Source organism: Microbacterium phoenicis, assembly GCF_047302325.1.
Taxonomy (GTDB): Bacteria; Actinomycetota; Actinomycetes; order Actinomycetales; family Microbacteriaceae; genus Microbacterium.
On record NZ_CP154849.1, the window covers coordinates 295,750 to 317,117 of the forward strand.

The 21,368-nt window shown below is 71.4% G+C and carries 21 protein-coding genes and 1 pseudogene; 15 read left to right on the top strand and 7 right to left on the bottom strand.

From position 1 onward, the window contains the following. Positions 1-2: 2 nt before the first annotated feature. Positions 3-641, bottom strand: coding sequence for a TrmH family RNA methyltransferase (locus tag ABCU91_RS01420; RefSeq protein WP_413354496.1), 639 nt, complete (start codon positions 639-641; stop codon positions 3-5). Positions 642-695: 54 nt separating this feature from the next. On the opposite strand from ABCU91_RS01420, the gene ABCU91_RS01425 reads away from it, so the two are divergent. Beyond that, positions 696-1,964: an Nramp family divalent metal transporter gene (locus ABCU91_RS01425; RefSeq protein ID WP_413354497.1), complete on the top strand. Its 1,269-nt coding sequence runs from the start codon at positions 696-698 to the stop codon at positions 1,962-1,964. Positions 1,965-1,974: 10 nt separating this feature from the next. Then, positions 1,975-2,613, top strand: a complete 639-nt coding sequence (locus ABCU91_RS01430) for a metal-dependent transcriptional regulator (RefSeq protein WP_406923263.1) — start codon at positions 1,975-1,977, stop codon at positions 2,611-2,613. Positions 2,614-2,616: 3 nt separating this feature from the next. On the opposite strand, the gene ABCU91_RS01435 is transcribed toward ABCU91_RS01430, so the two are convergent. Together ABCU91_RS01435 and ABCU91_RS01440 are read right to left on the bottom strand one after the other, a co-directional pair. Further along, positions 2,617-2,952, bottom strand: coding sequence for a TfoX/Sxy family protein (locus ABCU91_RS01435; RefSeq protein WP_413354498.1), 336 nt, complete (start codon positions 2,950-2,952; stop codon positions 2,617-2,619). Positions 2,953-3,029: 77 nt separating this feature from the next. Further along, positions 3,030-3,983, bottom strand: a complete 954-nt coding sequence (locus tag ABCU91_RS01440) for an SDR family NAD(P)-dependent oxidoreductase (RefSeq protein ID WP_413354499.1) — start codon at positions 3,981-3,983, stop codon at positions 3,030-3,032. A 100-nt stretch (positions 3,984-4,083) separates the two neighbouring features. Between ABCU91_RS01440 and ABCU91_RS01445 the strand changes: the two genes are divergently transcribed. Next, positions 4,084-4,230 (top strand): hypothetical protein, encoded by a 147-nt coding sequence (locus ABCU91_RS01445; RefSeq protein ID WP_165971326.1) that lies wholly within the window; start codon positions 4,084-4,086, stop codon positions 4,228-4,230. 3 nt (positions 4,231-4,233) lie between these two features. On the opposite strand, the gene pyrE is transcribed toward ABCU91_RS01445, so the two are convergent. Then, positions 4,234-4,812 carry an orotate phosphoribosyltransferase gene (pyrE, locus tag ABCU91_RS01450; protein WP_311868184.1) on the bottom strand — a complete coding sequence of 193 codons (579 nt, stop codon included), beginning with the start codon at positions 4,810-4,812 and terminating at the stop codon, positions 4,234-4,236. A gap of 52 nt (positions 4,813-4,864) precedes the next feature. Here pyrE and ABCU91_RS01455 point away from each other — a divergent pair, with 52 nt between their 5' ends. From ABCU91_RS01455 to ABCU91_RS01465, 3 genes are all read left to right on the top strand, one after another. After that, positions 4,865-5,704, top strand: coding sequence for an exodeoxyribonuclease III (locus tag ABCU91_RS01455; protein ID WP_413354500.1), 840 nt, complete (start codon positions 4,865-4,867; stop codon positions 5,702-5,704). 63 nt (positions 5,705-5,767) lie between these two features. Further along, a complete protein-coding gene (locus ABCU91_RS01460) occupies positions 5,768-7,015 on the top strand; it encodes a sensor histidine kinase (RefSeq protein ID WP_413354501.1) in 1,248 nt (415 codons plus the stop codon). Then, positions 7,012-7,683 carry a response regulator gene (locus ABCU91_RS01465; RefSeq protein ID WP_413354502.1) on the top strand — a complete coding sequence of 224 codons (672 nt, stop codon included), beginning with the start codon at positions 7,012-7,014 and terminating at the stop codon, positions 7,681-7,683. Before ABCU91_RS01460 ends, ABCU91_RS01465 begins: the two co-directional genes overlap by 4 nt. 64 nt (positions 7,684-7,747) lie before the next feature. Here the strand turns inward: ABCU91_RS01465 and ABCU91_RS01470 are convergent, their stop codons facing one another. Beyond that, on the bottom strand, positions 7,748-8,317 hold the full coding sequence (locus ABCU91_RS01470) for an NADPH-dependent FMN reductase (protein WP_406923257.1): 570 nt from the start codon (positions 8,315-8,317) through the stop codon (positions 7,748-7,750). A 214-nt stretch (positions 8,318-8,531) separates the two neighbouring features. Here ABCU91_RS01470 and ABCU91_RS01475 point away from each other — a divergent pair, with 214 nt between their 5' ends. Both ABCU91_RS01475 and ABCU91_RS01480 read left to right on the top strand, forming a co-directional pair. After that, complete coding sequence (locus tag ABCU91_RS01475) at positions 8,532-9,416, top strand: ABC transporter ATP-binding protein (protein WP_413354504.1); 885 nt, start codon at positions 8,532-8,534, stop codon at positions 9,414-9,416. After that, positions 9,413-10,504 (top strand): ABC transporter permease, encoded by a 1,092-nt coding sequence (locus tag ABCU91_RS01480; protein WP_406923255.1) that lies wholly within the window; start codon positions 9,413-9,415, stop codon positions 10,502-10,504. Before ABCU91_RS01475 ends, ABCU91_RS01480 begins: the two co-directional genes overlap by 4 nt. A gap of 55 nt (positions 10,505-10,559) precedes the next feature. Here ABCU91_RS01480 and ABCU91_RS01485 read toward each other — a convergent pair whose 3' ends face one another. Then, on the bottom strand, positions 10,560-11,933 hold the full coding sequence (locus tag ABCU91_RS01485; protein WP_413354505.1) for a protein kinase domain-containing protein: 1,374 nt from the start codon (positions 11,931-11,933) through the stop codon (positions 10,560-10,562). Between the two features lie 75 nt (positions 11,934-12,008). Next, the gene (locus tag ABCU91_RS01490; RefSeq protein WP_413355358.1) at positions 12,009-13,811 is read right to left on the bottom strand and encodes a glycoside hydrolase family 15 protein; all 1,803 of its coding nucleotides are present in this window, start codon (positions 13,809-13,811) and stop codon (positions 12,009-12,011) included. A gap of 79 nt (positions 13,812-13,890) precedes the next feature. On the opposite strand from ABCU91_RS01490, the gene ABCU91_RS01495 reads away from it, so the two are divergent. The 7 genes and pseudogenes from ABCU91_RS01495 to ABCU91_RS01525 all read left to right on the top strand — a co-directional run bounded on the left by ABCU91_RS01495 (position 13,891) and on the right by ABCU91_RS01525 (position 21,358). After that, positions 13,891-15,255, top strand: a complete 1,365-nt coding sequence (locus tag ABCU91_RS01495) for a glucose-6-phosphate dehydrogenase (protein WP_413354506.1) — start codon at positions 13,891-13,893, stop codon at positions 15,253-15,255. 46 nt (positions 15,256-15,301) lie between these two features. Next, the gene (locus ABCU91_RS01500; RefSeq protein WP_413354507.1) at positions 15,302-15,874 is read left to right on the top strand and encodes a nitroreductase family protein; all 573 of its coding nucleotides are present in this window, start codon (positions 15,302-15,304) and stop codon (positions 15,872-15,874) included. Positions 15,875-15,934: 60 nt separating this feature from the next. After that, positions 15,935-16,651 (top strand): hypothetical protein, encoded by a 717-nt coding sequence (locus tag ABCU91_RS01505; protein ID WP_413354508.1) that lies wholly within the window; start codon positions 15,935-15,937, stop codon positions 16,649-16,651. Between the two features lie 69 nt (positions 16,652-16,720). After that, entirely contained in the window at positions 16,721-18,358 is a 1,638-nt protein-coding gene (locus ABCU91_RS01510; protein WP_413354509.1) for a sensor histidine kinase, read from the top strand. Positions 18,359-18,412: 54 nt separating this feature from the next. Beyond that, positions 18,413-19,549: pseudogene (locus tag ABCU91_RS01515) on the top strand (type III polyketide synthase); the annotation flags it as partial. Continuing rightward, positions 19,546-20,238, top strand: a complete 693-nt coding sequence (locus ABCU91_RS01520; RefSeq protein WP_413354510.1) for a methyltransferase domain-containing protein — start codon at positions 19,546-19,548, stop codon at positions 20,236-20,238. The pseudogene ABCU91_RS01515 and the gene ABCU91_RS01520, both read left to right, overlap by 4 nt. After that, on the top strand, positions 20,231-21,358 hold the full coding sequence (locus ABCU91_RS01525) for an FAD-dependent oxidoreductase (RefSeq protein ID WP_413354512.1): 1,128 nt from the start codon (positions 20,231-20,233) through the stop codon (positions 21,356-21,358). The genes ABCU91_RS01520 and ABCU91_RS01525 overlap by 8 nt, the downstream gene beginning before the upstream one ends. The last annotated feature ends 10 nt before the right edge of the window (positions 21,359-21,368 follow it).

A 21,368-nucleotide genomic window follows, 5' to 3' on the forward strand; every position in this document is an offset into this window, starting at 1 on the left:
CCTCAGGCGTGCCGGCGGCACCATTCGTACATGACGACCGCCGCGGCGGCCGAGGCGTTGATCGATCGGGTCGACCCGTACTGGGTGATCTCGACGACGCCTGATGCCGCGGCCAGCGCCTCGGGCGAGAGCCCCGGACCTTCCTGCCCGAACAGCAGGACGCAGCGCTCGGGCAGGTCCGCCCGATCCACCGGCACCGACCCGTCGACGTTGTCGATCGCGAGGATCGGCAGACCCGCGGCATCCGCCCATGCGGTGAAGGCCGCGACGTCCTCGTGGTGGCGGACGTGCTGGTACCGGTCGGTGACCATCGCGCCGCGCCGGTTCCAGCGCCGCTTGCCGATGATGTGCACCTCGGCGGCGCCGAACGCGTTGGCACTGCGCACGATCGAGCCGATGTTCATGTCGTGCTGCCAGTTCTCGATCGCGACGTGGAACGGATGCCGCTTCTCGTCGAGATCCGCCACGATCGCCGCCATCGTCCAGTAGCGGTATCGGTCGACGACATTGCGGCGGTCCCCGTGCTCGAGCAGGTCGCGGTCGTAGCGCGGGTCGTCAGGCCATTCGTCCGGCCCGCCCGGCCACGGCCCGACCCCCACCGGAAGCTGCGGTTCGGCGTCGGTATCGGCGGGCTTTGGCACCGATCCAGGCTAGTCCGCGCCACGAGCACTCCCTTCTGAGCTAGATTTTTCGGTATGCCGAAAAATCTAGCTCCCGTCCGGACACGCACGCGCGCGGCCTGGCTCCTGGGACCGGCACTCGTTGCCGGCGTGGCCTACCTCGACCCCGGCAACGTCGCGAGCAACATGACCGCGGGCGCCCGCTACGGCTACCTGCTGGTGTGGGTCGTCGTGCTCGGCAACGTGATGGCCTGGCTGATCCAGTACCTGTCGGCGAAGCTCGGCATCGTCACGGGTCGGAGCCTGCCCGAGCTCCTCGGCGCACGCTTCCGCACGAACACCGCCCGCCGCGCGTACTGGCTGCAGGCGGAGCTCGTCGCGATGGCGACCGACGTCGCCGAGATCATCGGCGGCGCCGTCGCGCTCTGGCTGCTGTTCGGCGTGCCCCTCCTCTGGGGCGGACTCATCACCGGGGCCGTCTCGATCGCGCTGCTGCTCATCCAGTCCCGCCGCGGCGCGCGCAGCTTCGAATTCGTGATCATCGGCCTCATGGCGATCATCGCTCTCGGCTTCACCTACGGCGTCTTCATCGGTCCGCCCGAGGCGTCCGGCGTGGTGGAGGGCCTCCTGCCGCGCTTCGAGGGAACGGATTCGGTGCTGCTCGCGGCATCCATCCTCGGCGCCACGATCATGCCCCACGCGATCTACGCGCACAGCTCGCTCGCGCGCGACCGCTTCCGGCCGACCGAGATCCGCCGGACGGATGCCGCGGCCGCCGACGCCGCGATCGACACCCGCCGCGTGCTCCGCGCCACGCGCTGGGATGTGACGATCGCGCTCGCCATCGCCGGCACGGTGAACCTCTGCATCCTGCTGCTCGCGGCGGCGAACCTCGCGGGCGTCCCCGGCACCGACAGCCTCGAGGGCGCGTATGCCGCCCTCCAGAACGGGATCGGACCCGTCGTCGCGACCCTGTTCGCCGTCGGGCTCCTCGCGAGCGGCCTGGCCAGCAGCGCGGTCGGAGCCTACGCGGGAGCCGAGATCATGCACGGCCTGCTGCGCGTCCGCATCCCGCTCCTCGCCCGCCGCCTCGTGACACTCGTGCCGGCGCTCGCGATCCTCGCCGTCGGGGTCGACCCGACGCTCGCCCTGATCATCAGCCAGGTCGTGCTGAGCTTCGGCATCCCGTTCGCCCTCATCCCCCTCGTCGCGCTCACCGCGAAGGCCGACGTGCTGGGCGGATACCGCAACCGGGCGTGGACGACGATCGCCGGCATCCTCGCGTCGGTCTTCCTCGTGACGCTCAACGGCCTGCTGCTCTGGCTGACCCTGTTCGGCGGATAATCTGGGGTCCGTGCCCGCGTCCACGGTCGACGACTACCTGAAGACGATCTACCACCACACCGAGTGGCAGACCGATCCCGTCACCCCGTCGGTGCTGGCAGCCGAACTCGGGCTCGCACCCTCGTCGGTGACCGAGATGATCAAGAAGCTCGCAGCTCAAGGCCTCGTGTCGCACCGTCCCTACGGTCCGATCTCGCTGACGGATGCCGGGACCTCCCGCGCGACCGCGGTGATCCGCCGGCACCGCCTCATCGAGACGTGGCTCGTCCGCGAATTCGGCTACGCGTGGGACGAGGTGCACGACGAGGCCGAGGTGCTCGAGCACACGATCAGCGACCGGCTGCTCGCCGGGATCGACGAGCGCCTCGGGCATCCGCGGTTCGACCCGCACGGCGACGCGATCCCCGGGCCGGACGGGAGCGTCGAGCGCGAGCCGTTCGTCCTGCTCGCCGAGGCGACGATCGGGCACACCGGCCGGGTCCTGAGGGTCTCGGATCGGGACCCCGCGCTGCTGCGCTCGCTCGAGGAGGTCGGCATCGACGTCGGGCACACCGTCACCGCGACGGGGCGCGACGCCGTGCAGATCGACGGCGGACCGACGGTCGACCTGCCGGCCGCTGCCGCGCGGGCGGTATGGCTCACCGCCTGACCGTCAGCCCGCACTCTTCCCCGGACGGCGCAGCACCGCCCGCACCCAGAACTCCAGCCGAGAGTGCTCGGGGTCGAGCCGGACCCGCAGCCAGCTGAGCCCCATCGACCGCTCGCCCATGACCGAGCGTTCCGCATCGGGCTCAGCGAGCAGCGCGGCATCCTCGTCGTCGCGGACCCGGACGAGCACCGACTCGTCGCGGAAGACCGCGACGGCCATGGAGTCGTCGACCATGAGCGCGACCGATCCGAACATCGAGATCTCGCGCACCCGCCGGTCGCCGATGATCGTGCGCACCTCGCCGAGGATCTCGCGCATCTCCGCCGTCACCTCAGCCATGTCGCCTCCCGGATTCATGATCCGCGGCCCGCACCCGCCGCGGCAAGACCCGGTGCGGCGACATCTGCACGTCGACCTCAGCGAAGGCGGAGCTTGCGACCCTTGAGATAGGGCCATTCGGCACGGGTCGCGTGCTCGGCGTAGTGCCACATGCGGGCACCCACGTCGGGGTCGATCGTCACGCGCGGCGCGCGGACCAGCACGGGTGCGCCTGTATACGTGTGCGCGGGACCCCAGTACTGACCGCCCTCGGCCTCCGGGTCGACGAGCGCTCGGACCGGCGCCCATGCGCCGCGCTCCTTGGACTGCGCGACGGCCGCCTGCAGTCCGCCGACGAACCGCTTGCGTCGCGACGGTGCGCTGACGCCGACGATCCGACGGGTGCGTCCGCCGAGCGAGTAGCCGGGATGCGCGACGAGGCTCGAGACGGGGACGGATGCCGCGCGCAACCGCCGGTCGGCCTCGAACCCGATGGCCGCGGTCGCGACCTTCGACTGCACGTAGGCGCGCCACGGGGTGTAGTCGTCGACCAGTTCGGGATCCACGGGATCCCACGGGAAGAGCTTCGTGGCGACGGAGCCGAGCCAGACCATCCGACCGCGGGCCGCCGCGAGGGCGGGCAGGAGGGCCCCGGCGAGCGCGTAGTGGCCGAGGGCGTTGGTCGCGATGACGAGCTCGTGCCCGTCACGGGTCAGTTGGCGGGTCTTCGGCGGGTGCACGATGCCGGCGTTGAGCATGACGCCGTGCAGTCCGACGCGACCGCGCACGGTCGCCGCAGCGGCACGCACCGAGCCGAGGTTGCTCGTGTCGAGCGCGAGCGTTTCGAGGTCGGCGTCCGGCACCTGCGCGAGGATCGCAGCCCGGGCGCGGGAGAGTTTCGACGGATTCCTCGCCGTCATGATGACGTGCGCGCCGGCTCCCGCGAGCTGCAGGCAAGAGAAGAACCCGAGGCCGGTGTTCGAGCCGGTGACGAGGTAGCGGCGGCCGCTCAGATCGGGGAGATCGTCGGGGTCCCAGTCGTCGCGCGCCACATCCTCGACCCTACGCTCGGCGGCTGTGCGCGGCATCCCCTTGCGCGCATCCGCCCGGCGCCCCTCATCACCGAGCCTGCATGCGTGGGAGAGTGGTCGCATGAGCGGACTCGAGCAGAACCTGCTGTTCGCCGTCGTCGGGCTGACGATGGTCACGTCGTTGGTGATCGTCGTCGTGCAGATGGTGCGGCGGCGCCGGGACGACGAGGACGATCGCAACCCGTGGGACGACCTCGAGCCGAAATAAGACCTACTGCGGCTGCAGCCCCAGGTCGTCGAGGTCGATCGCGGCGAGCCAGGTCAGGCCCTCGGCTTCGACGGCGGCCTGAGCGCCGGTCTTGCGGTCGACGATCACGGCCACCGCGACGGGCTCGGCGCCCTCGCGGCGCAGCGCCTCGACGGCCTTCAGCGCCGACTGGCCCGTGGTCGAGGTGTCCTCGACGACGATGACGCGCTTGCCGACGACATCTGCTCCTTCGACCTGACGGCCGCGGCCGTGGTCCTTCGGCTCCTTGCGGACGACGAACGCGTCGAGCGGCGCGTCGGTGCGCGCCGACTCGTGCATGACGGCGTTCGCGATGGGGTCGGCACCGAGCGTGAGACCGCCGACAGCGACGATGCCGTCGACGTCGCGAATGAGGTCGAGCATGATCCGGCCGATCGCCGGAGCCGCGCGGTGGTCGAGCGTGAGCTTGCGCATGTCGACGTAGTACGAGGCCTTCTTGCCGCTCGACAGGGTGAAGTCACCGTGGAAGACGGCCTCCTCCTGAATGAGCGAGATGAGGCTCTGGCGGTCGGCTTCGAGTGCGGGCGTGGAGGCGACGGTCACGGGGACGAGTCTACGACCGGCGGCGTCCGACGCCCGATCTAGGCTGGATCCCATGCGGCTTGCCACCTGGAACGTCAACTCGATCCGCGCGCGCATCGTGCGCACCGTCGACTTCGCCGTGCGCGAGAACATCGACGTGCTCGCGATGCAGGAGATCAAGTGCAAGCCCGAGCAGTTTCCCTACGAGGCGTTCGAAGAGGCCGGGTACCACGTCGAGGCGCACGGCCTGAACCAGTGGAACGGCGTCGCGATCGCGAGCCGCTCCCCGATCACCGAGGTCGAGCACGCGTTCCCCGACATGCCCGGCTTCCTGAAGGGGCACGAAGGACCGGATGCCCCGCAGGAGGCGCGGGCACTGGGCGCGACGATCGACGGGGTCAAGGTGTGGAGCCTCTACGTCCCGAACGGCCGCGGGCTCGACGACCCGCACTTCACGTACAAGCTGCACTGGCTCGAGGCCCTCCGCGCGTACACGCAGTCGACGCTCGCCGCCCAGCCCGACCTTCCGCTCGCGCTCGTCGGTGACTTCAACATCGCACCGACGGATGCCGACAACGGCGACCCGACGGTGGTCGAAGGCGTGACGACCCACGTCTCCCCCGAGGAGCGCGCCTCGTTCCAGGCCCTCCTCGACGCCGGACTCGTCGACACCGTCCGCCCGCTCGTCCCCTCCGGCTACACGTACTGGGACTACAAGCAGCTGCGATTCCCCCGCAATGAGGGCCTGCGGATCGACTTCATCCTCGGCTCCTCGGCCTTCGCCGACGGGGTGGTCGGGGCCTCCATCCACCGCGACGAGCGCAAGGGCGAGATCCCCAGCGACCACGTCCCGGTCGTGGTCGACCTGGACCTCGACGGCGAGGACGACGATGACCGTCCGATGATCTTCTGACGCCGCGCCGTCTCCCCCGCGGGACGGATGCCGCAGCCCGTGACCCCCTCTAGCGTGGAGAGCATGCCCGAATCGATGCTCCGCCGCGCGGCGACCGCGGCCGAACGACGCCAGGACGCCTGGCTCGCAGCCGGACTGTTCGTCGCCGCGATGATCAGCACCGCCCTGGGCTCGGTTTCGGGCATCTATGGCGACGAGCAGCCCGACCTCGTCTGGGGGCTCCTCTACTCGCTCGCCCTGACGGTGCCCCTCGTCTTCCGGCGCCGGTACCCGATGACGGCCCTGATCGCGGTCTCGGTCGTGTTCTTCGTGGGCGTCTCGGCGCGCATCCCCGAGCTCTACGTCGGCAACGTCGCCCTGTTCGTCGGGATGTACACGGTCGGCGCGTGGGTGTCCGACCGCCGCCGGGCGGCGCTCGTGCGCATCCTCCTCATCGTCGTGATGTTCGTGTGGCTCATGATCACGATCTTCCAGACCGCCGCTTCCTCAGAGGACGGCCTGTCGCAGGAGGGGCCGTTCTCGCCCTTCGCAGCGTTCGCGATGATCCAATTCCTCGTCAACGTGGCCTTCTTCGGCGGGGCATACCTGTTCGGCGAGCGCGCCTACACGGGCGCGATGGAGCGCACCGCCCTCGAGGAGCGCACCGACGAACTCGAGCGCGAGCGGGAGCGGACGGCGGCGCAGGCCGTGGCCCTCGACCGGGTCCGGATCGCGCGTGAGCTGCACGACGTAGTCGCGCACCACGTGTCGGCGATGGGCGTGCAGGCGGGCGCCGCGCGCACGGTCCTGGGCCGCGATCCGGATGCCGCGCGCACCGCGCTGACGGGCGTCGAGTCCTCGGCCCGCCAAGCGCTGACCGAGCTCCGTCAGCTGCTCGAGACGCTCCGCACCCCCGAGACCGACGCCCCCGGCGGGTCGACGGTTCGCGTGGACGCCCTGCCGGACCTCGTCGCCCACGCGAACGAGAACGGCCTGCCGACGACGCTCTCCATCGTCGGGGATCCGGTCCCGACGCCCGAACTCGTGCAGGTGAACCTGTACCGCATCGCGCAGGAGGCCCTCACGAACGCGCGCCGGCACGGCGGGCCCGGCGCGACGGCCGACGTGCGCCTGCGGTACGCCGACGACGCGGTGGAGCTCGAGGTCTCGAACGAGGGCCGCGGGCCGATCTCCGGTCGAGCGGGCCTGGGCCTCGTCGGAATGCGGGAGCGAGCGGCTGCGTCCGGAGGAACGCTCGAGGCGAGAGCCCGGCCCCGAGGCGGCTTCCTCGTGCGGGTGCGCGTGCCGCTGTCGCAGGCGGTGCCGGCATGATCCGGGTGCTGCTGACCGACGACCATGCCGTCATGCGGGCCGGCTTCCGCATGATCCTCGACGCCGCCGGCGACATCGAGGTCGTGGGTGAGGCCGGTGATGGTCGCGCCGCGATCGAGGCCGCGCGCACGCTCCAGCCGGACGTGATCTGCATGGACGTGCAGATGCCGGACATGGACGGTCTCGAGGCGACGCAGCGGATCGTGGCCGACGCCGGGATCGCGGCATCCGTCGTCATCGTGACGACCTTCGACCGCGACGACTACCTGTTCCAGGCGCTCTCGGCCGGGGCGAGCGGATTCCTGCTCAAGAACGCCGGACCCGAGGAGCTCACGAACGCCGTCCGCGTCGCCGCCTCGGGCGACGCCCTGCTCGCGCCCGCCGTGACGCGCCGGGTGATCGAGCGCTTCACCCGGACCGAGGCGGAACCGGCGGCATCCCTCCCCCGCGAGACGGATGCCGCGCCCGCCCTGCCGGTGGAGCTCACCGACCGTGAGGTCGAGGTGCTGCGGCTGCTCGCGCAGGCGATGAGCAACGGCGAGATCGCCCGCGAGCTCTACATCGGCGAGGCGACGGTGAAGACGCACGTGTCGAACGTGCTGCAGAAGCTCGGCGCCCGCGACCGCGTCGCCGCCGTCGTCTGGGCGCACCGCTACGGCCTCGCCTGAGTCGCGACACGAAACGGCCCCGCCCGAGTCGGGGCGGGGCCGTTCCAGCTGCGGAAGCTGTGACTCAGGCGCCGGCGGGCACCTTCGCGAAGCGGTCGACCAGGTCGCCGAACGCCTCGAGGTAGCCGATGAGGAAGCCGGCAGTCTCGTCGTTCGTGACCTCACCGTTCTCGGCGAACAGGCCCGGCGTGCTCTGGATGTAGCCCTCGGGCTGGCCGAGCGTGGGCGCGTTGAAATGGCTGAGGATCGCCTTGAGGTGCTGCTGCGCGGCAGCGGTCGCGATGCCGCTGCCCGAGGTGCCGATGACGGCGGTGGGCTTCGCGTTGAAGGAGTTCTGGCCGTAGGGACGCGAGGCCCAGTCGAGCGCGTTCTTCAGCACGCCCGGGATGGAGCGGCTGTACTCGGGGGTCACGATGATGACACCGTCGACGTCGGCGATCGCCTGCTTGAAGTCCTCGGCGACCTGGGGGAAGTTCCCGTCGTGGTCGACCGAGTAGAAGGGCAGGTCCTTGATCGGGATCTCGACCAGCGTCGTGCCCTCGGGGGCGAGGCGCTTCAGCGCCTCGGCGAGGCGGCGGTTGATCGAGGTCGACGAGATGCTGCCGACGATGTAGCCGATGGTGCGGTCCGTCATGAGTCCTCCAAAAGAGAATCGAAAGGGATGCCGGAGGGCATCGCAGACTCCAACGAGAGCGCCGGCATCCGTATTCCTATGAATGCACCGACAACCACTCTCCCCCGCGCGGCGGGGTCGGGTTTCACCCGCCGGGGGGAGGCCCGCGGCATCCGATCTCCCTAGCGTGGGACACGTGCCACCGCCGGTGGTGCACCGATCACAGGAGGAACGGATGCTGCAGCTACGCGGGATCACCAAGAGCTACGGATCGAGGCGCGTCCTCGACGACATCGCCTTCGACGTCGCACCCGGCCGGCTGACCGGCTTCGTCGGCGGCAACGGCGCCGGCAAGACCACCACGATGCGCATCATGCTCGGCGTGCTCGGCCGCGACGCCGGCGAGGTCACCCTGAACGGCGAGCCCGTCACGGCCGCCGACCGCCGCCTGTTCGGCTACATGCCCGAAGAGCGCGGGCTGTACCCGAAGATGAAGGTGCTCGAGCACATCGTCTACCTCGCTCGCCTGCACGGGTTCTCGAAGACGGATGCCACGACCCGCGCGACGGCTCTCCTCGAAGAGCTGGGACTCGGCGAGCGCCTCACCGACAACGTCGAGACCCTCTCGCTCGGAAACCAACAGCGCGCGCAGATCGCCGCCGCGCTCGTGCACGACCCCGAGGTGCTGATCCTCGACGAGCCGTTCTCCGGCCTCGACCCGATCGCCGTCGACGTCGTCGCGAACGTCCTCCAGACCCGCGCGGCCCAGGGCGTCTCGGTGCTGTTCTCGTCGCACCAGCTCGACGTCGTCGAGCGCCTGTGCGACGACCTCGTCATCATCGCGGGCGGCACGATCCGCGCGGCGGGAACCCGCGACGGCCTGCGCGCCGAGCACGCTACCCGGCGCTTCGAACTCGTCTCGGGAACGGATGCCGGTTGGCTCCGCGACGAGCCGGGCGTCGAGGTCGTCGACTTCGACGGCGGCTACGCCCTCTTCGAGGCCGATTCCGACGAGACCGTGCAGCGCGTCCTGCAGCGCGCGGTCGCCGCGGGCGACGTGACCACCTTCGCGCCGCGCCGCCCCACCCTCGCCCAGATCTTCACGGAGGTCATCCAGTGAACACGTCCGTCTCCCCCTCGTTCGGTCAGAGCGTCTGGCTCGTCACCGAGCGCGAGCTCGGCTCGAAGCTGCGCTCGAAGTCGTTCATCATCTCCACCGCCGTCATGTTCCTGATCGTGCTGGCCGGCGTCCTCTGGGCGGGCTTCTCGGCCCAGAGCGACAGCCGCACACCGGTCGCGGTCACTTCCGAGACGGCGTCGGCCATCACGGACCCCGAGGCCTTCGACGTGACGGATGCCGCGTCCGCCGACGAGGCACGCGACCTGGTCCGCGACGGCACCGTCGATGCGGCCGTCATCCCCGGCGGCGACGAGCCGCTCGGGTACACGGTCGTCTTCGACGAGCAGGTGTCGAACACCCTGCTGCAGCAGCTCAGCATCGCCCCGGAGGTCGAAATCCTCGAGCCGGCGGGCACCGACGGGTTCCTCCGGTACATCATCGCGATCGCCTTCGGCGGTGTGTTCTTCGCCGCAGCGCTGACCTTCGGCACGACGATCGCGACGAGCGTCGTCGAGGAGAAGCAGACCCGTGTGGTCGAGCTGCTCATCTCGGCGATCCCTACCCGCGCGCTCCTGGCCGGAAAGGTGCTCGGCAACACGATCCTGGCGATGGGTCAGATCGTCGGGATCGCTGCGGTGGCCATCATCGGGCTGACGGTGACGGGACAGGACTTCCTCATCGCCGGGCTCGGCGGCCCCATCGCCTGGTTCGCGGTCTTCTTCCTCTTCGGATTCGTGCTGCTGGCGGCGCTGTTCGCCGCAGCGGGTGCGCTGGTGTCGCGCCAGGAGGACATCGGCCCGACGATCACCCCGCTCACCTACATCGTGATGGCGCCGTACTTCCTCGTGATCTTCTTCAACGACAACCCCGTCGTGCTGACCATCATGTCGTACGTCCCCTTCTCGGCTCCCGTCGGGATGCCGGTGCGCATCTTCGTCGGTGAGGCGCAGTGGTGGGAGCCGCTCCTCGCCCTGCTCGTCATGCTGGCCGCCTGCGTCGGCGCGATCCTCGTCGGCGCGAAGATCTACGAGAACTCGCTCCTGCGCATGGGTGCCCGCGTCAAGCTGCGCGACGCGCTCTCGCGCTGAGTCGTCCTCGAAACGAGACCGCCCCGCCGCTTCTGCGGAGGGGCGGTCTCGTCGTTCACGGTTTGTCCTTCGGCCCTTTGCGGTCCCTGTTCTCGTCGCGCTCGGCGCGCTTCTGCTCCTCTTTGGCTGCCTTCTCGGCATCCTCTGCCGCTTCGTCGGCTGCCTTGTCGTCTGGAGCTGGATCGTCGTTCGTCGTCGTGACGGTCGGGGTCGGCGTCGGGTCGGTCGAGACGACCTCGGCGGGGGCCGATTCGCGCGGTTCGGTCTGCGCAGGGTCGGTCGATGTCGGCTGCGGCGAGCCCGCGAGCGATCCGGCCCAGATGCTCCCCGCCGCGATCAATGCGACCGCGCCGACGGCGAGCCCGATCACGAGGGGGCGTCGGGACCGACGCTTCTGGGTGCCGTCGCTCGCGGCGCCGGGAGCCACCTCGCCGGCGAGCGCGACGGTCGGGGCGGTCGGGTATCGCCGGGTCGGGGCATCCCCCGTCGTCTCCTTGTGTCCCGCGGCCTCGACCCCGGCGACGGACGCGATCGGGATGCCGGCGGCGACCGCGGCGCGGACGGGAGGCAGCGGCGGCGCGCCGTCGACCGGCTCCGTCCGCAGTCGTTCGGCGGCCTCGACGACCTCGAGAGCCGTCGGCCGGTCCTCGGGTGTGGTCGCCGTCATCCGGGACAGCAGGGAACGCCATCCCGCGCTGAGGGTGTCGGGGACTGCGGGCGGCGTGGTCAGGCGGGCGATGGCCGCACTGACGCCGTCGGTGCTCGGATAGGCGCGCTCGCCCGTGAGGGCTTCCAGCAGCACGAGACCGAGGGCGTACACATCGGATGCCGGTGCCGGGTCGCGCCCCTGCACCTGCTCGGGCGCGAGGTACGCCGCTGTGCCGATGATCGTGCCGGGCGTCGTCACCCGCGCACTGTCGAGGAGGAGCGCGATGCCGAAGTCGGCGAGTTTGGCCCGCGGACGCCCACCGGGCAGGTGCGGCGGAGCGAGCAGCACGTTCGACGGCTTGACGTCGCGGTGCACCACGCCGGAGCCGTGGACGACGTGGAGGGCTTCGCCGAGTTCGGCTGCGAGGGTCGCGACCTCCGCCGGTGGCACCGGCCCCTCGGCGATGCGGGCACTGAGGGTCGGACCGTCGACGAACTCCATCACGAGATAGTCGGGGGAGCCGGTCAGGCGCGCGTCGAAGAGCGTCACGAGCGACGGGTGGTTGAGCGACGCCAGAAGAGTGACCTCGCTGCGCGCCCGCTCAGGGGCGCTCACCGCCTCTTCGACGGCGGGGCGGAGGACCTTGACGGCCACGGTGCGACCGAGGGCGGTGTCGTCTGCGCGGAAGACGCGCGCCATGCCGCCCTGCCCGATCTGCGCGACGAGGCGGTAGCGCTCCGCCAGCATGTCGCCGGGCAGGGGCTCGGATGTCTCCGTCATCGCGTCGTCTCCTCTCGCATCGTCGCCGTCGAGGCTACCGTCGGTCGCCTGGACCCGACATGCTCTTGACCGGACTCAGGTGCGGTGCGCGGCGCGGCCCGTGTGTCCGGCGAGCGCATCCGCCGCGCCGACGAGCGCGAGGTGACTGAGTGCCTGCGGGGTGTTGCCGATGTGGCGCCCGGCCCCGGGGTCGTACTCCTCCGACAGCAGGCCGACGTCGTTCGCGACGGCGCAGAGGCGGTCCATGAGGCGCGTCGCATCGTCGACGCGCCCCGTCGCGGCGTACTGCTCGACGAGCCAGAACGAGCATGCGAGGAACGGGTGCTCGTCGCCGGGAAGCCCGTCGGTCCCGGCGGACGTGCGGTACCGCATGACGAAGCCGTCCCGCAGCAGGTCGCGCTCGATGCGAGCCACGGTGGCCAGCATCCGCGGGTCGTCGGCGGCGCAGAAGCCGACGACGGGCAGGAGCAGCAGCGAGGCGTCGACCTCGTCGGTGCTGTCGTGCTGCGTGAAGTGACCGCCGGCGGCATCCACCCCCGTCTCGTCGATCTCGGAGCGCACCCGATCCCGCAGCCGCTCCCAGGTGTCGGCGTCTCCGGCGAGGCCGTGCTCGCGTACCGCCCGGACGCCACGGTCGAGCGCAGCCCAGACCATGGCCCGGGAGTGCGTGAAGTGGTGCAGGTCGCCCCGCATCTCCCAGATGCCGTTGTCCGGCCGGTCGACCCACTCGACGACCTGCGCGAGGAGGGCCCGCTGCAACGACCACGACGACGGGGTCTCGGTGACCCCGGCCAGTCGTGCGGCTTCGAGGGCGACGAGGACCTCGCCGATCACGTCGCCCTGGTACTGGTCGACCGCGCCGTTGCCGATGCGGACGGGCGCGGAGCGCTGGTAGCCGGGCAGGCTCGCGAGCTCGCGCTCGGGCAGGTCGCGCTCGCCGCCGAGGCCGTACATGATCTGCACGTCGGCAGGGTCGCCGGCGACGGCGCGCAGCAGCCAGTCACGCCACCGCCTCGCCGCCTCGGTGTAGCCGTGGGCGAGGTAGGCCTCGAGCGTGAGTGCGGCGTCCCGCAGCCAGACGAAGCGGTAGTCCCAGTTGCGCGAGCCGCCCGGGTCCTCGGGCAGCGACGTCGTCGCGGCGGCGACGATCCCGCCGGTCTCGGGGTGGGTGAGCGCGCGGAGGACGAGCATCGAGCGCATGAGCGCCGCCTGCCACGGCCCGCCGCGCTCGACGCGGGACGCCCAGTCCGTCCACCAGGTCCGCGTGCGCTGCAGGGCGGCATCGACGTCGATTGCGACGGGATGCCGGTGGTACGACCGGTCCCCCGTGAGCACCGAGTCGACCGTCTGCCCCTCGCTCACGGTGAAGGCGGCGCGGTGGGTCGTGCCGTCGGGATGCAGCCGTGGACCGCGCACCGCGACGGCGTCGGGGCCGGCGATCGCGAGCAGGACGGCAGCATCGTGGTCGCCGATCTGGCGCACCCAGGGAAGCGCGCGGGCGTAGTCGAACCGCAGCAGCAGCTCGCTCTCGAAGGCCACACTCCCCTCGATGCCGACGACGCGGCGGACCACGGCATCCGCCTCGTCGTCGACCGGCATGAACTCGATGACGTCTGCGACACCCTCTGCGCTCCGCCAGCGCGTGACGAGCACGAACGTGTCGCCGTCGTACCGCCGCGTGGCGGTCGCGGAGGGGTCGGCGGGGCGGAGACTCCAGCGGCCGTGCTGCTCATCGCCGAGCAGCGCACCGAAGATCGACGCGTCGTCGTAGCGAGGAAGGCAGAGCCAGTCGATGCTCCCGGCATCGGAGACGAGAGCGCCGGTGCGGCAGTTGCTCAGCAGGGCGTAGGACTCGATCGGGGTGGACATCGTCGTCATTGTCACGCGCGGCACCCGGTGGGGCAAGAGACGGTTCCCCCACCGCTCCGACAGGCCGCCGCGGGTTAGGGTGACGCCCATGACGGCCGACACGACCCTGCTCATCCTCGGCGCGTCGGGAGACCTCACCTCCCGACTGCTCCTCCCCGCGCTCGGACAGCTCCTCGTCCACGAGCCCGAGCGGAAGGTCCGCCTGGCCGGTGCGGGCGCCGACGACTGGAGCGACGACGCCTGGCGCGACACGGTGCGGAAGGCGTTCGCGACCACGGAGTCCGAGTCCGCGTTCGACGCCTTCTCGGACACGACGTACACGAAGGCGGACATCACCGATCCCGACCAGTTGCAGAAGCTGCTGGATGCCGCGGAAGGGCGGCCGGCCCTCTACTTCGCCGTGCCGCCGGCGGTCGCGGCGAAGGCGTGCGACGCGCTCCGCTCGGTGATGATCCCCGAGGGGACGATCCTGGCGCTCGAGAAGCCGTTCGGGTTCGATGCCGCCAGCGCCGAGCACCTGAACGCGACGCTCGCCGAGCTCGTGCCCGAAGGGCAGGTCTTCCGCGTCGACCACTTCCTCGGCCGCTCGACCGTGCTCAACCTGCTCGGTGTGCGCTTCGCGAACCGCCTGATCGAACCCGCCTGGTCGGCCGATCACATCGCGTCGATCCTCGTGCAGTTCGATGAGCCGCTGGGCCTCGAGGGACGCGCCGGCTACTACGACAAGGCCGGCGCCCTCACCGACATGATCCAGAGCCACCTGCTGCAGGTGATGGCTTTCGTGACGATGGAACCCCCGGCATCCCTGGGTGAACGCGACCTCCGCGACGCGACCGGCGCCGCCCTCCGGGCCACGGCGATCTGGGGCGACGACCCGGTCGCCTCGTCGCGGCGGGCGAGGTACACCGCCGGGACGGTCGAGGGGCGGGACTTCCCGTCGTACGTCGACGAGCCGGGCGTCGACCCGACCCGCGAGACCGAGACGCTCGCCGAGATGACCGTCGAGGTGCGGAACGCCCGGTGGCAGGGAGTCCCGATCACGCTCCGCTCGGGCAAAGCTCTGGGCGACGCCGAGGCCAAGGTCGAGGTCCGCTTCCACCCCGTCCGCCACCTGCCCGGCGGGTTCACGGGAGACCCGGGTCCGACGGTGCTGCGGTTCTCGCTGGGGCCCGACTCGATCTCGCTCGACCTGAACGTCAACGGCGAGGCCGACCCGCTCGAGCTCGAGAAGGCGACCCTCGAGGCCCACCTCGGCGAGGGTGCCCTGAAGGCGTACGCCGAGGTGCTCTCCGGCATCCTCGACGGCGACGCCATGCTGTCGGTCCGCGCCGACGCCGCGGTCGACTGCTGGCACATCGTCCAACCCGTCATCGACGCGTGGCGGGACGGTCGCGTCCCGCTCGACGAATACCCCGCGGGCACCTCGGGGCCGGCGGACTGGGTGACCTCCTGAGAACACGATGACGCCAAAGCATCGTCGGCGGTGATGGAATAGACGGATGCCGAATCGCACCGCATCCACCGACGCACCCATCCTCGACGTCCTGACCGAGCGCTGGAGCACGCGGATCTTCGACGCCTCCGCGCCGATCGACGAGCAGGCGCTGCAGTCCGCTCTCGAAGCTGCGCGCTGGTCGCCCTCGGCCTCGAACACGCAGCCGTGGCGATTCATCGTCGCGCGGCGGGGATCGGCATCCCACGCCGCCGTCGTCGAGAGCCTCCTGGGCTTCAACCGGGCATGGGCGGCTGACGCCGCCGCCCTGGTCGTCTTCGTCGCGACCACGGAGCAGGACGGCAAGGAGCTGCGGTGGGCGACGTACGACGTCGGCCAGGCGGCGGCGCACTTCACGGTGCAGGCTCACGCGAACGGCCTGAGCACCCACCAGATGGGCGGGTTCCGTCCCGCCGACGTCGCCTCGGCGTTCGACCTCGCGGCGGACCAGCGTGCCGTCACGGTGATGGCCGTCGGCCCGCTCGGCGACATCGACTCCGCATCGGACGATCTCCGCGCCCGCGAGGAGGCTCCCCGCGAGCGCCGACCGGTCGCCGAGTTGATCCTCGTCGACGACTGACCCGGCGCGGCGACAGCCGCTTGCGCCCGGCGGGGTCGAACTGTTGGTTTAGTGGTCCCGATGGACGACGACGACGCCGCCGAGCTGGCCCGACTGCGCGAACGCGCCTACGGGCGCAGCGCTGACATCGCAGGGGATGCCGCTGCTGTCGCGCGCCTGCGCGAGCTCGAGGCCCGCGAGGCGGAACGCCCCGACGAGGGCCCGCCTCCGGAGGACGCGGCCGAGGCTGCAGCCCATGCCCCTGAGACGGCGCCCGCGGCGGAAACGACGGTCCCCGACATCGACCCGGAGCGCCCGTACGGCGCGCCCCGGCGTTGGCCGCGCTGGGCGACGAACCTCGGGGTACTCGCGAGCGCCGCGGCGCTGGTGGCCGGGACCGTGGCGATCACGCTGTCCATCCCGCGCGAGGCGCCTCGCTACCCCGACGCGGAGCAGGTGGCGACGTTGACGCAGCTCGAAGCTTGGCCGCCCGAGAGCGACTCGGACAGTCGTCGCTACGCCGACTTCCGCGGTTTCTCGGTGTTCGCGACCGTCGTCGGCACGCCGGCGGACCCGAACCCGGTGCGCTGCCTCAGCATCGTCAGCCCGCAGGAAGCCGCGCAGCCCGAGGTCGGCGAGACCCTGTCGACGTGCGGGGCGGGTCCGTTCCCCGTTGCGGTGACGGCCGTCGTCAGCGACCTCAGCCCCGAGGCCGCGAAGGATGCCTACGCCCTCGGGACGGCCATCAACTTCACGCTCGGCGAGAGCGGCGTGGAGGTCTGGGTCGCCGCGCGCTGACCGCATCCGTTCGCGGGTGGGGTACGTTGCCGGTACCGACCCGCACGCCCGAAGGAGGACGAGGCGAGGATGCCCCTTTTCGAGATGGAAGCCACCCCGGCCGGCCGGGTGCGCGTCTTCCTGCGGGCGCAGCTGCCTTTCGTCCTCGGCACGCTCGTCATCCTCGTCGTGGCGTTCATCGCCCGCCCCGATCGCCTGCTGACGCCCGCGACGGTCACGGCCTACGCGGTCATCGCCGCCGCGTCGGTCTCGGCTCTCGTCGTCCCCTGGGAACGCATCGCGCGCGGGTGGATGATCGCCGTCGCGGTGGCCGACATCGTCGCGGTGGCACTTCTGCGCGCCGAACTCATGACGTTCGTCCCGGCCGTCACCGTGCTGGCGTTGTTCCCGGTCCTCTGGCTCGCCTACGGGTTCCCCTGGTACGGCATGGCGGTCGGGATCGTCGGATCGGTGTTCATCATCGCCTATCGCTTCGTCCACAGCGGGGCCTGGCCGGCGTCCGCAGCCGAGTGGGCGAACATCTTCGCCTTCCCTGCCCTCATCGTCGGCATCGCAATCCTCGTCTTCGTCGCGGCGCGACACCTCCGCCGTAACGCGCGGCGCCTCGCCGAGGCGTTCCGTGCACAGGACGAGGCCCTGCGGGAGGCGAAGGATGCCGAGGCGATCGCTCTCGGCATCCTCAACACCGTCAACGCGGGCGTCGCCTTCTACGACCAGGAGGGACGCCTGGACGTCGCGAATGCCCTCGCGCACCGGATGGTGGAGATGGTCGGCTTCCGCCTCGACGAGCCGCCCTATGCCGGCGACGACGTGCTCGCCGAGGACCGCGTGAGCCGGATCCCGTACGACCAGCAGATCATCCCGCGCGCGCTGCGTGGTGAGACCATCGACAACCACGTCGAGTGGCTCGGTCCCGCGGGCGCGCAGGTCGCGATCCTGGCGTCCTCCGGACGCGTGCATAGCGAGGACGGCCGCCTGCTGGGCACCGTGATCGTCGCCTACGACGTCACGGAACTCGCCGACGCCGTCGAGGTGCGCGAGCAGTTCCTCCGGACGGTGTCGCACGAACTGCGCACGCCGATCACGAGCATCACCGGCTTCCTCGATCTGCTCGCCGACGCCGCCGACCCGAGCGACGAGAAGCTGCAGCGTTACATCGAGATCGTCTCGCGCAAGACCGACGACCTCTTCCACCGGGTCGGGGACCTCCTGAACGCGACCGACACGGTGAAGGAGCTGACGATCGCGCCGGTCGACATCGCGGCGATCGCGCAACGTGCCGCGGATGACGTGCGAGGCGCCGCCTCCGCCCGCGGCGTGCGCATCGAGGTGACGGGGCCGACCGCGATCACGGCGGACGGGGACGGACGTCAGTTGCTCGTCGCCGTGACCGAGCTCCTCACCAACGCGATCAAGTTCGGCGACGCCGACAGCGTCGTCGCTGTGACGACGCGGGCGGACGAGGAGGGCGTCGAGATCGCCGTGTCGAACAGGGGCGTGGGACTCGACCACGCCGAGCAGCGGCGCGCCTTCGACCGCTTCTACCGGACGGCGGACGCTCGAGCGCGCCAGATCCAGGGATTCGGGCTCGGACTGACGAACCTCCGGGCGATCGTCGTCGCCCACGGCGGAGGCGTGCAGGTCGACAGCGCACCGGGCAGAGGGGCGACCTTCACCGTCCACCTGCCCCGGCACCCGAAGCGGTAGACCCCACACAGAGAATCGCCGCGGTCAACCCGCGACGCCGCGCGCGCGTTCGCCGGTTACGGTGAGGCCATGACCCCGCGCATCCTGTCGATCGGCACCGCCGTGCCCCGCGCCCGCCTGCGACAGGACGAGGTGCGCGACCTGTTCGCCGGGCAGCCCGGCGCTGACCGTCTGACGAAGCGGCTCATCGGCGCCGCGTTCGACGCCTCCGCGATCGAGACGCGGCACACCGTGCTCGACGATCTGGCCGCCGCAGCGGCGGCGACCGCTCTTCCCCGCGAAGATGAGCGGATGCCGACGGTCACCGACACCGGCACTCTGCTGGCTCCTTCGACCGGCGCTCGCAACGACGCCTACATCCGCCTCGCGCCGCCGCTGTTCGCCGAGGCGGCGCGGAACGCACTGGCCGCGGCATCCGTCGATCCTGCCGAGGTCACGCACGTCGTCACCGTCTCGTGCACGGGCATGTTCGCGCCGGGGCCGGACTACCGGCTGGTGCGCGATCTCGGCCTGCCGACGACCGTCGCGCGGTCGCACCTCGGTTTCATGGGGTGCGCCGCCGCGGTGCCCGCTCTCCGGACCGCGAGCCAGATCTGCGCGGCCCACCCCGACGCGGTCGTGCTCGTCGTCTGCGCGGAGCTCTGCTCACTGCACGTGCGGACGCCGGCGGATCACGACGAGATCGTCTCGGCCTCCGTCTTCGCCGACGGCGCGGCCGCTGCCGTGGTCAGCGCGGACGTCGCCCGCGCGACGGGCCCGACCTTCGAGCTCGATCGGTTCGCGACCGTGCTGACCGACGAGGGCGAGAAGGACATGGCCTGGACGATCGGCGACACGGGGTTCGAGATGGTCCTGTCCGCCGAGGTGCCGCGCATCATCGGTCGGGAGATCCGCGGCGCGGTGGACTCGTTCCTCGGTGACGACGGCGTCGAGACGTGGGCCGTGCACCCCGGCGGCCGCAGCGTGCTCGACCGCGTCGAGAGCGGTCTCGACCTGCCGGGCGACGCCCTGACCGTCTCGCGTGACGTGCTGCGTGACTACGGCAATATGTCGAGCGCGACGATCCTGTTCATCCTGAAAGCACTGCTCGCAGCGGACCTCGCCGACGGTGATCGCGTGGCGACCCTCGCGTTCGGGCCCGGCCTGACGCTCGAGGCCGCTCGACTGACGTTCCGACGGGCCGCCGCGTGAACCTCGCCGTGCGCGACACCGCGCTCCAGGAGCTGATGGACGACCCCGACTGCGACCCCGTCGCCCTCGCCGCGACGCTGCGCCGGTTCGATCTCGTGAACCGCGCGATCGGCGGGTGGGGCCGGGTCTGGCGACGCGGCATCCGCCCCCGCCTCAGGGACCTCGGACGACCGGCGCGCGTGCTCGACGTCGGCAGCGGGGGCGGCGACGTGGTCGCACGGCTCGCCGCATGGGCGGAGCGCGACGGTCTCGAAGTGACGTGGCTCGGGATCGATCCCGACCCGCGTGCGCTCGAGGTCGCCCGGACGCGCGAGAGCGCGACCGTGTCGTTCGCCGCGACGGATGCCGCCGGGCTCCGGGAGGCGGGCGAGACGTTCGACCTCGTGCTGTCCAACCACGTGCTTCACCATCTGCGCGCGGAGGAGCTCGCGGGGTTCGCCGACGACACGCGCGCGCTGTCGTCGGGAACAGTGATGCACGCCGACATCGAGCGCGGACTGCTCGCGTATGCGCTCTACGGCATAGGCATCACGGCGCTCGAGCGGGGGACCTTCCTCCGTACCGACGGTTTGCGCTCGATCCGCAGGAGCTACCGGGCGGAAGAGCTCGAGCAGGCGCTCGGGGCGCCCTGGCGCGTGGCATCCCCGGCCCCGTTCCGGCTCCTCGCGGTGGCGGACGGCGATGCCTGAGGTCCTCGTCGTCGGAGCGGGCCCGGTCGGCACGCTGCTGGCCGCTGAACTCACGCGCTTCGGCGTCGATGTCGCGGTCCTCGAGCGACGGCCGGCCGCCGGTGGCGGCTCCCGAGCGATCGGGCTGCACGCGCCGACGCTGGCGGCCCTCGAGTCCGGGGGCGCGACCGAGCGGATCCTGACCCGCGCCGTCCGGGTGCGTCGAGGCGAGGCGCGCAGCGACGGGAGAACGTTGGGTGTCGTGAACTTCGGACGCCTCGACGCGCGGCATCCGTATGTCGCGACGCTGCCGCAGGTCGAGACCGAAGCCGCGCTGCGGGGCGACGGCCCGGAGCCCGAGCGCGGTCTGACGGTGACGCGCGTGACGCGCGACCGCGACCGGGTGCGCGTCGACACCGACCACGGCGAGCGCGTCGCGCCGATCGTGGTCATGGCCGGCGGGGTGGGCGCGCGGGGCCTGGTGTTCCGCTCGACGGCACTGCGACGGACCGCATACCCGGACCGGTATCTGATGACGGATGCTGCCCTCCCGCCGCGCGAGGACGCCGAGACCGCGGTCGTTCACCTCGCACCCGGAGGGGTGCTCGAGTCCTTCCCGCTGCCCGACGGGCAGCGACGCTTCGTCGCGTGGGATGCGGGCGGATCGCGCGAGCCGGACGCTCTCGCGGCACGGTTGCGCGAGGCCATGCGCGAGCGAGGCGAGAGCGAGGCCGCCGAGCTGGTCACCTCCGCGACCGAGTTCGGCGTGCGGCGGGTGCTGGCACCCGCGATGCGGCGCGATCGGCTGTTCGTGATCGGCGACGCAGCCCACGAGATAAGTCCGATCGGCGGGCAGGGCCTGAACCTCGGACTGCTGGATGCCGCGACCCTCGCCCTGCTGCTCGCGGCGTGGACTCGGCTGGGCTCGGCGCCCGAATCGGATCTCGCCGAGTGGGAGCGGGATCGCCTCCGCTCGGCCCGCGTGGCCGGGCGGCTCGCCGCCGTGAACATGGGCCTCGGCCGTCCGGTGTCGCGACGTGCGCACGCGGTGCGGTCGCGGGTACTCGGCTCCGTGCTCACCGCGACCGGGTCGCTCGTCCCGCACGCCTACGCGATGGGTCTCGACTCCGCCGGGAGGTGAGGGGCGGGGT

Bases quoted from the DNA above. Each gene is read 5' to 3' on its own strand.
- ABCU91_RS01425 (WP_413354497.1), top strand. From the start codon at position 696: ATGCCGAAAAATCTAGCTCCCGTCCGGACACGCACGCGCGCGGCCTGG.
- ABCU91_RS01500 (WP_413354507.1), top strand. From the start codon at position 15,302: ATGCCGAATCGCACCGCATCCACCGACGCACCCATCCTCGACGTCCTG.
- ABCU91_RS01445 (WP_165971326.1), top strand. From the start codon at position 4,084: ATGAGCGGACTCGAGCAGAACCTGCTGTTCGCCGTCGTCGGGCTGACG.
- ABCU91_RS01485 (WP_413354505.1), bottom strand. From the start codon at position 11,933: ATGACGGAGACATCCGAGCCCCTGCCCGGCGACATGCTGGCGGAGCGC.
- ABCU91_RS01470 (WP_406923257.1), bottom strand. From the start codon at position 8,317: ATGACGGACCGCACCATCGGCTACATCGTCGGCAGCATCTCGTCGACC.
- ABCU91_RS01490 (WP_413355358.1), bottom strand. From the start codon at position 13,811: ATGACGACGATGTCCACCCCGATCGAGTCCTACGCCCTGCTGAGCAAC.
- ABCU91_RS01505 (WP_413354508.1), top strand. From the start codon at position 15,935: ATGGACGACGACGACGCCGCCGAGCTGGCCCGACTGCGCGAACGCGCC.
- ABCU91_RS01435 (WP_413354498.1), bottom strand. From the start codon at position 2,952: ATGGCTGAGGTGACGGCGGAGATGCGCGAGATCCTCGGCGAGGTGCGC.
- ABCU91_RS01475 (WP_413354504.1), top strand. From the start codon at position 8,532: ATGCTGCAGCTACGCGGGATCACCAAGAGCTACGGATCGAGGCGCGTC.
- ABCU91_RS01455 (WP_413354500.1), top strand. From the start codon at position 4,865: ATGCGGCTTGCCACCTGGAACGTCAACTCGATCCGCGCGCGCATCGTG.
- ABCU91_RS01495 (WP_413354506.1), top strand. From the start codon at position 13,891: ATGACGGCCGACACGACCCTGCTCATCCTCGGCGCGTCGGGAGACCTC.
- ABCU91_RS01510 (WP_413354509.1), top strand. From the start codon at position 16,721: ATGCCCCTTTTCGAGATGGAAGCCACCCCGGCCGGCCGGGTGCGCGTC.
- ABCU91_RS01460 (WP_413354501.1), top strand. From the start codon at position 5,768: ATGCCCGAATCGATGCTCCGCCGCGCGGCGACCGCGGCCGAACGACGC.
- ABCU91_RS01525 (WP_413354512.1), top strand. From the start codon at position 20,231: ATGCCTGAGGTCCTCGTCGTCGGAGCGGGCCCGGTCGGCACGCTGCTG.
- ABCU91_RS01465 (WP_413354502.1), top strand. From the start codon at position 7,012: ATGATCCGGGTGCTGCTGACCGACGACCATGCCGTCATGCGGGCCGGC.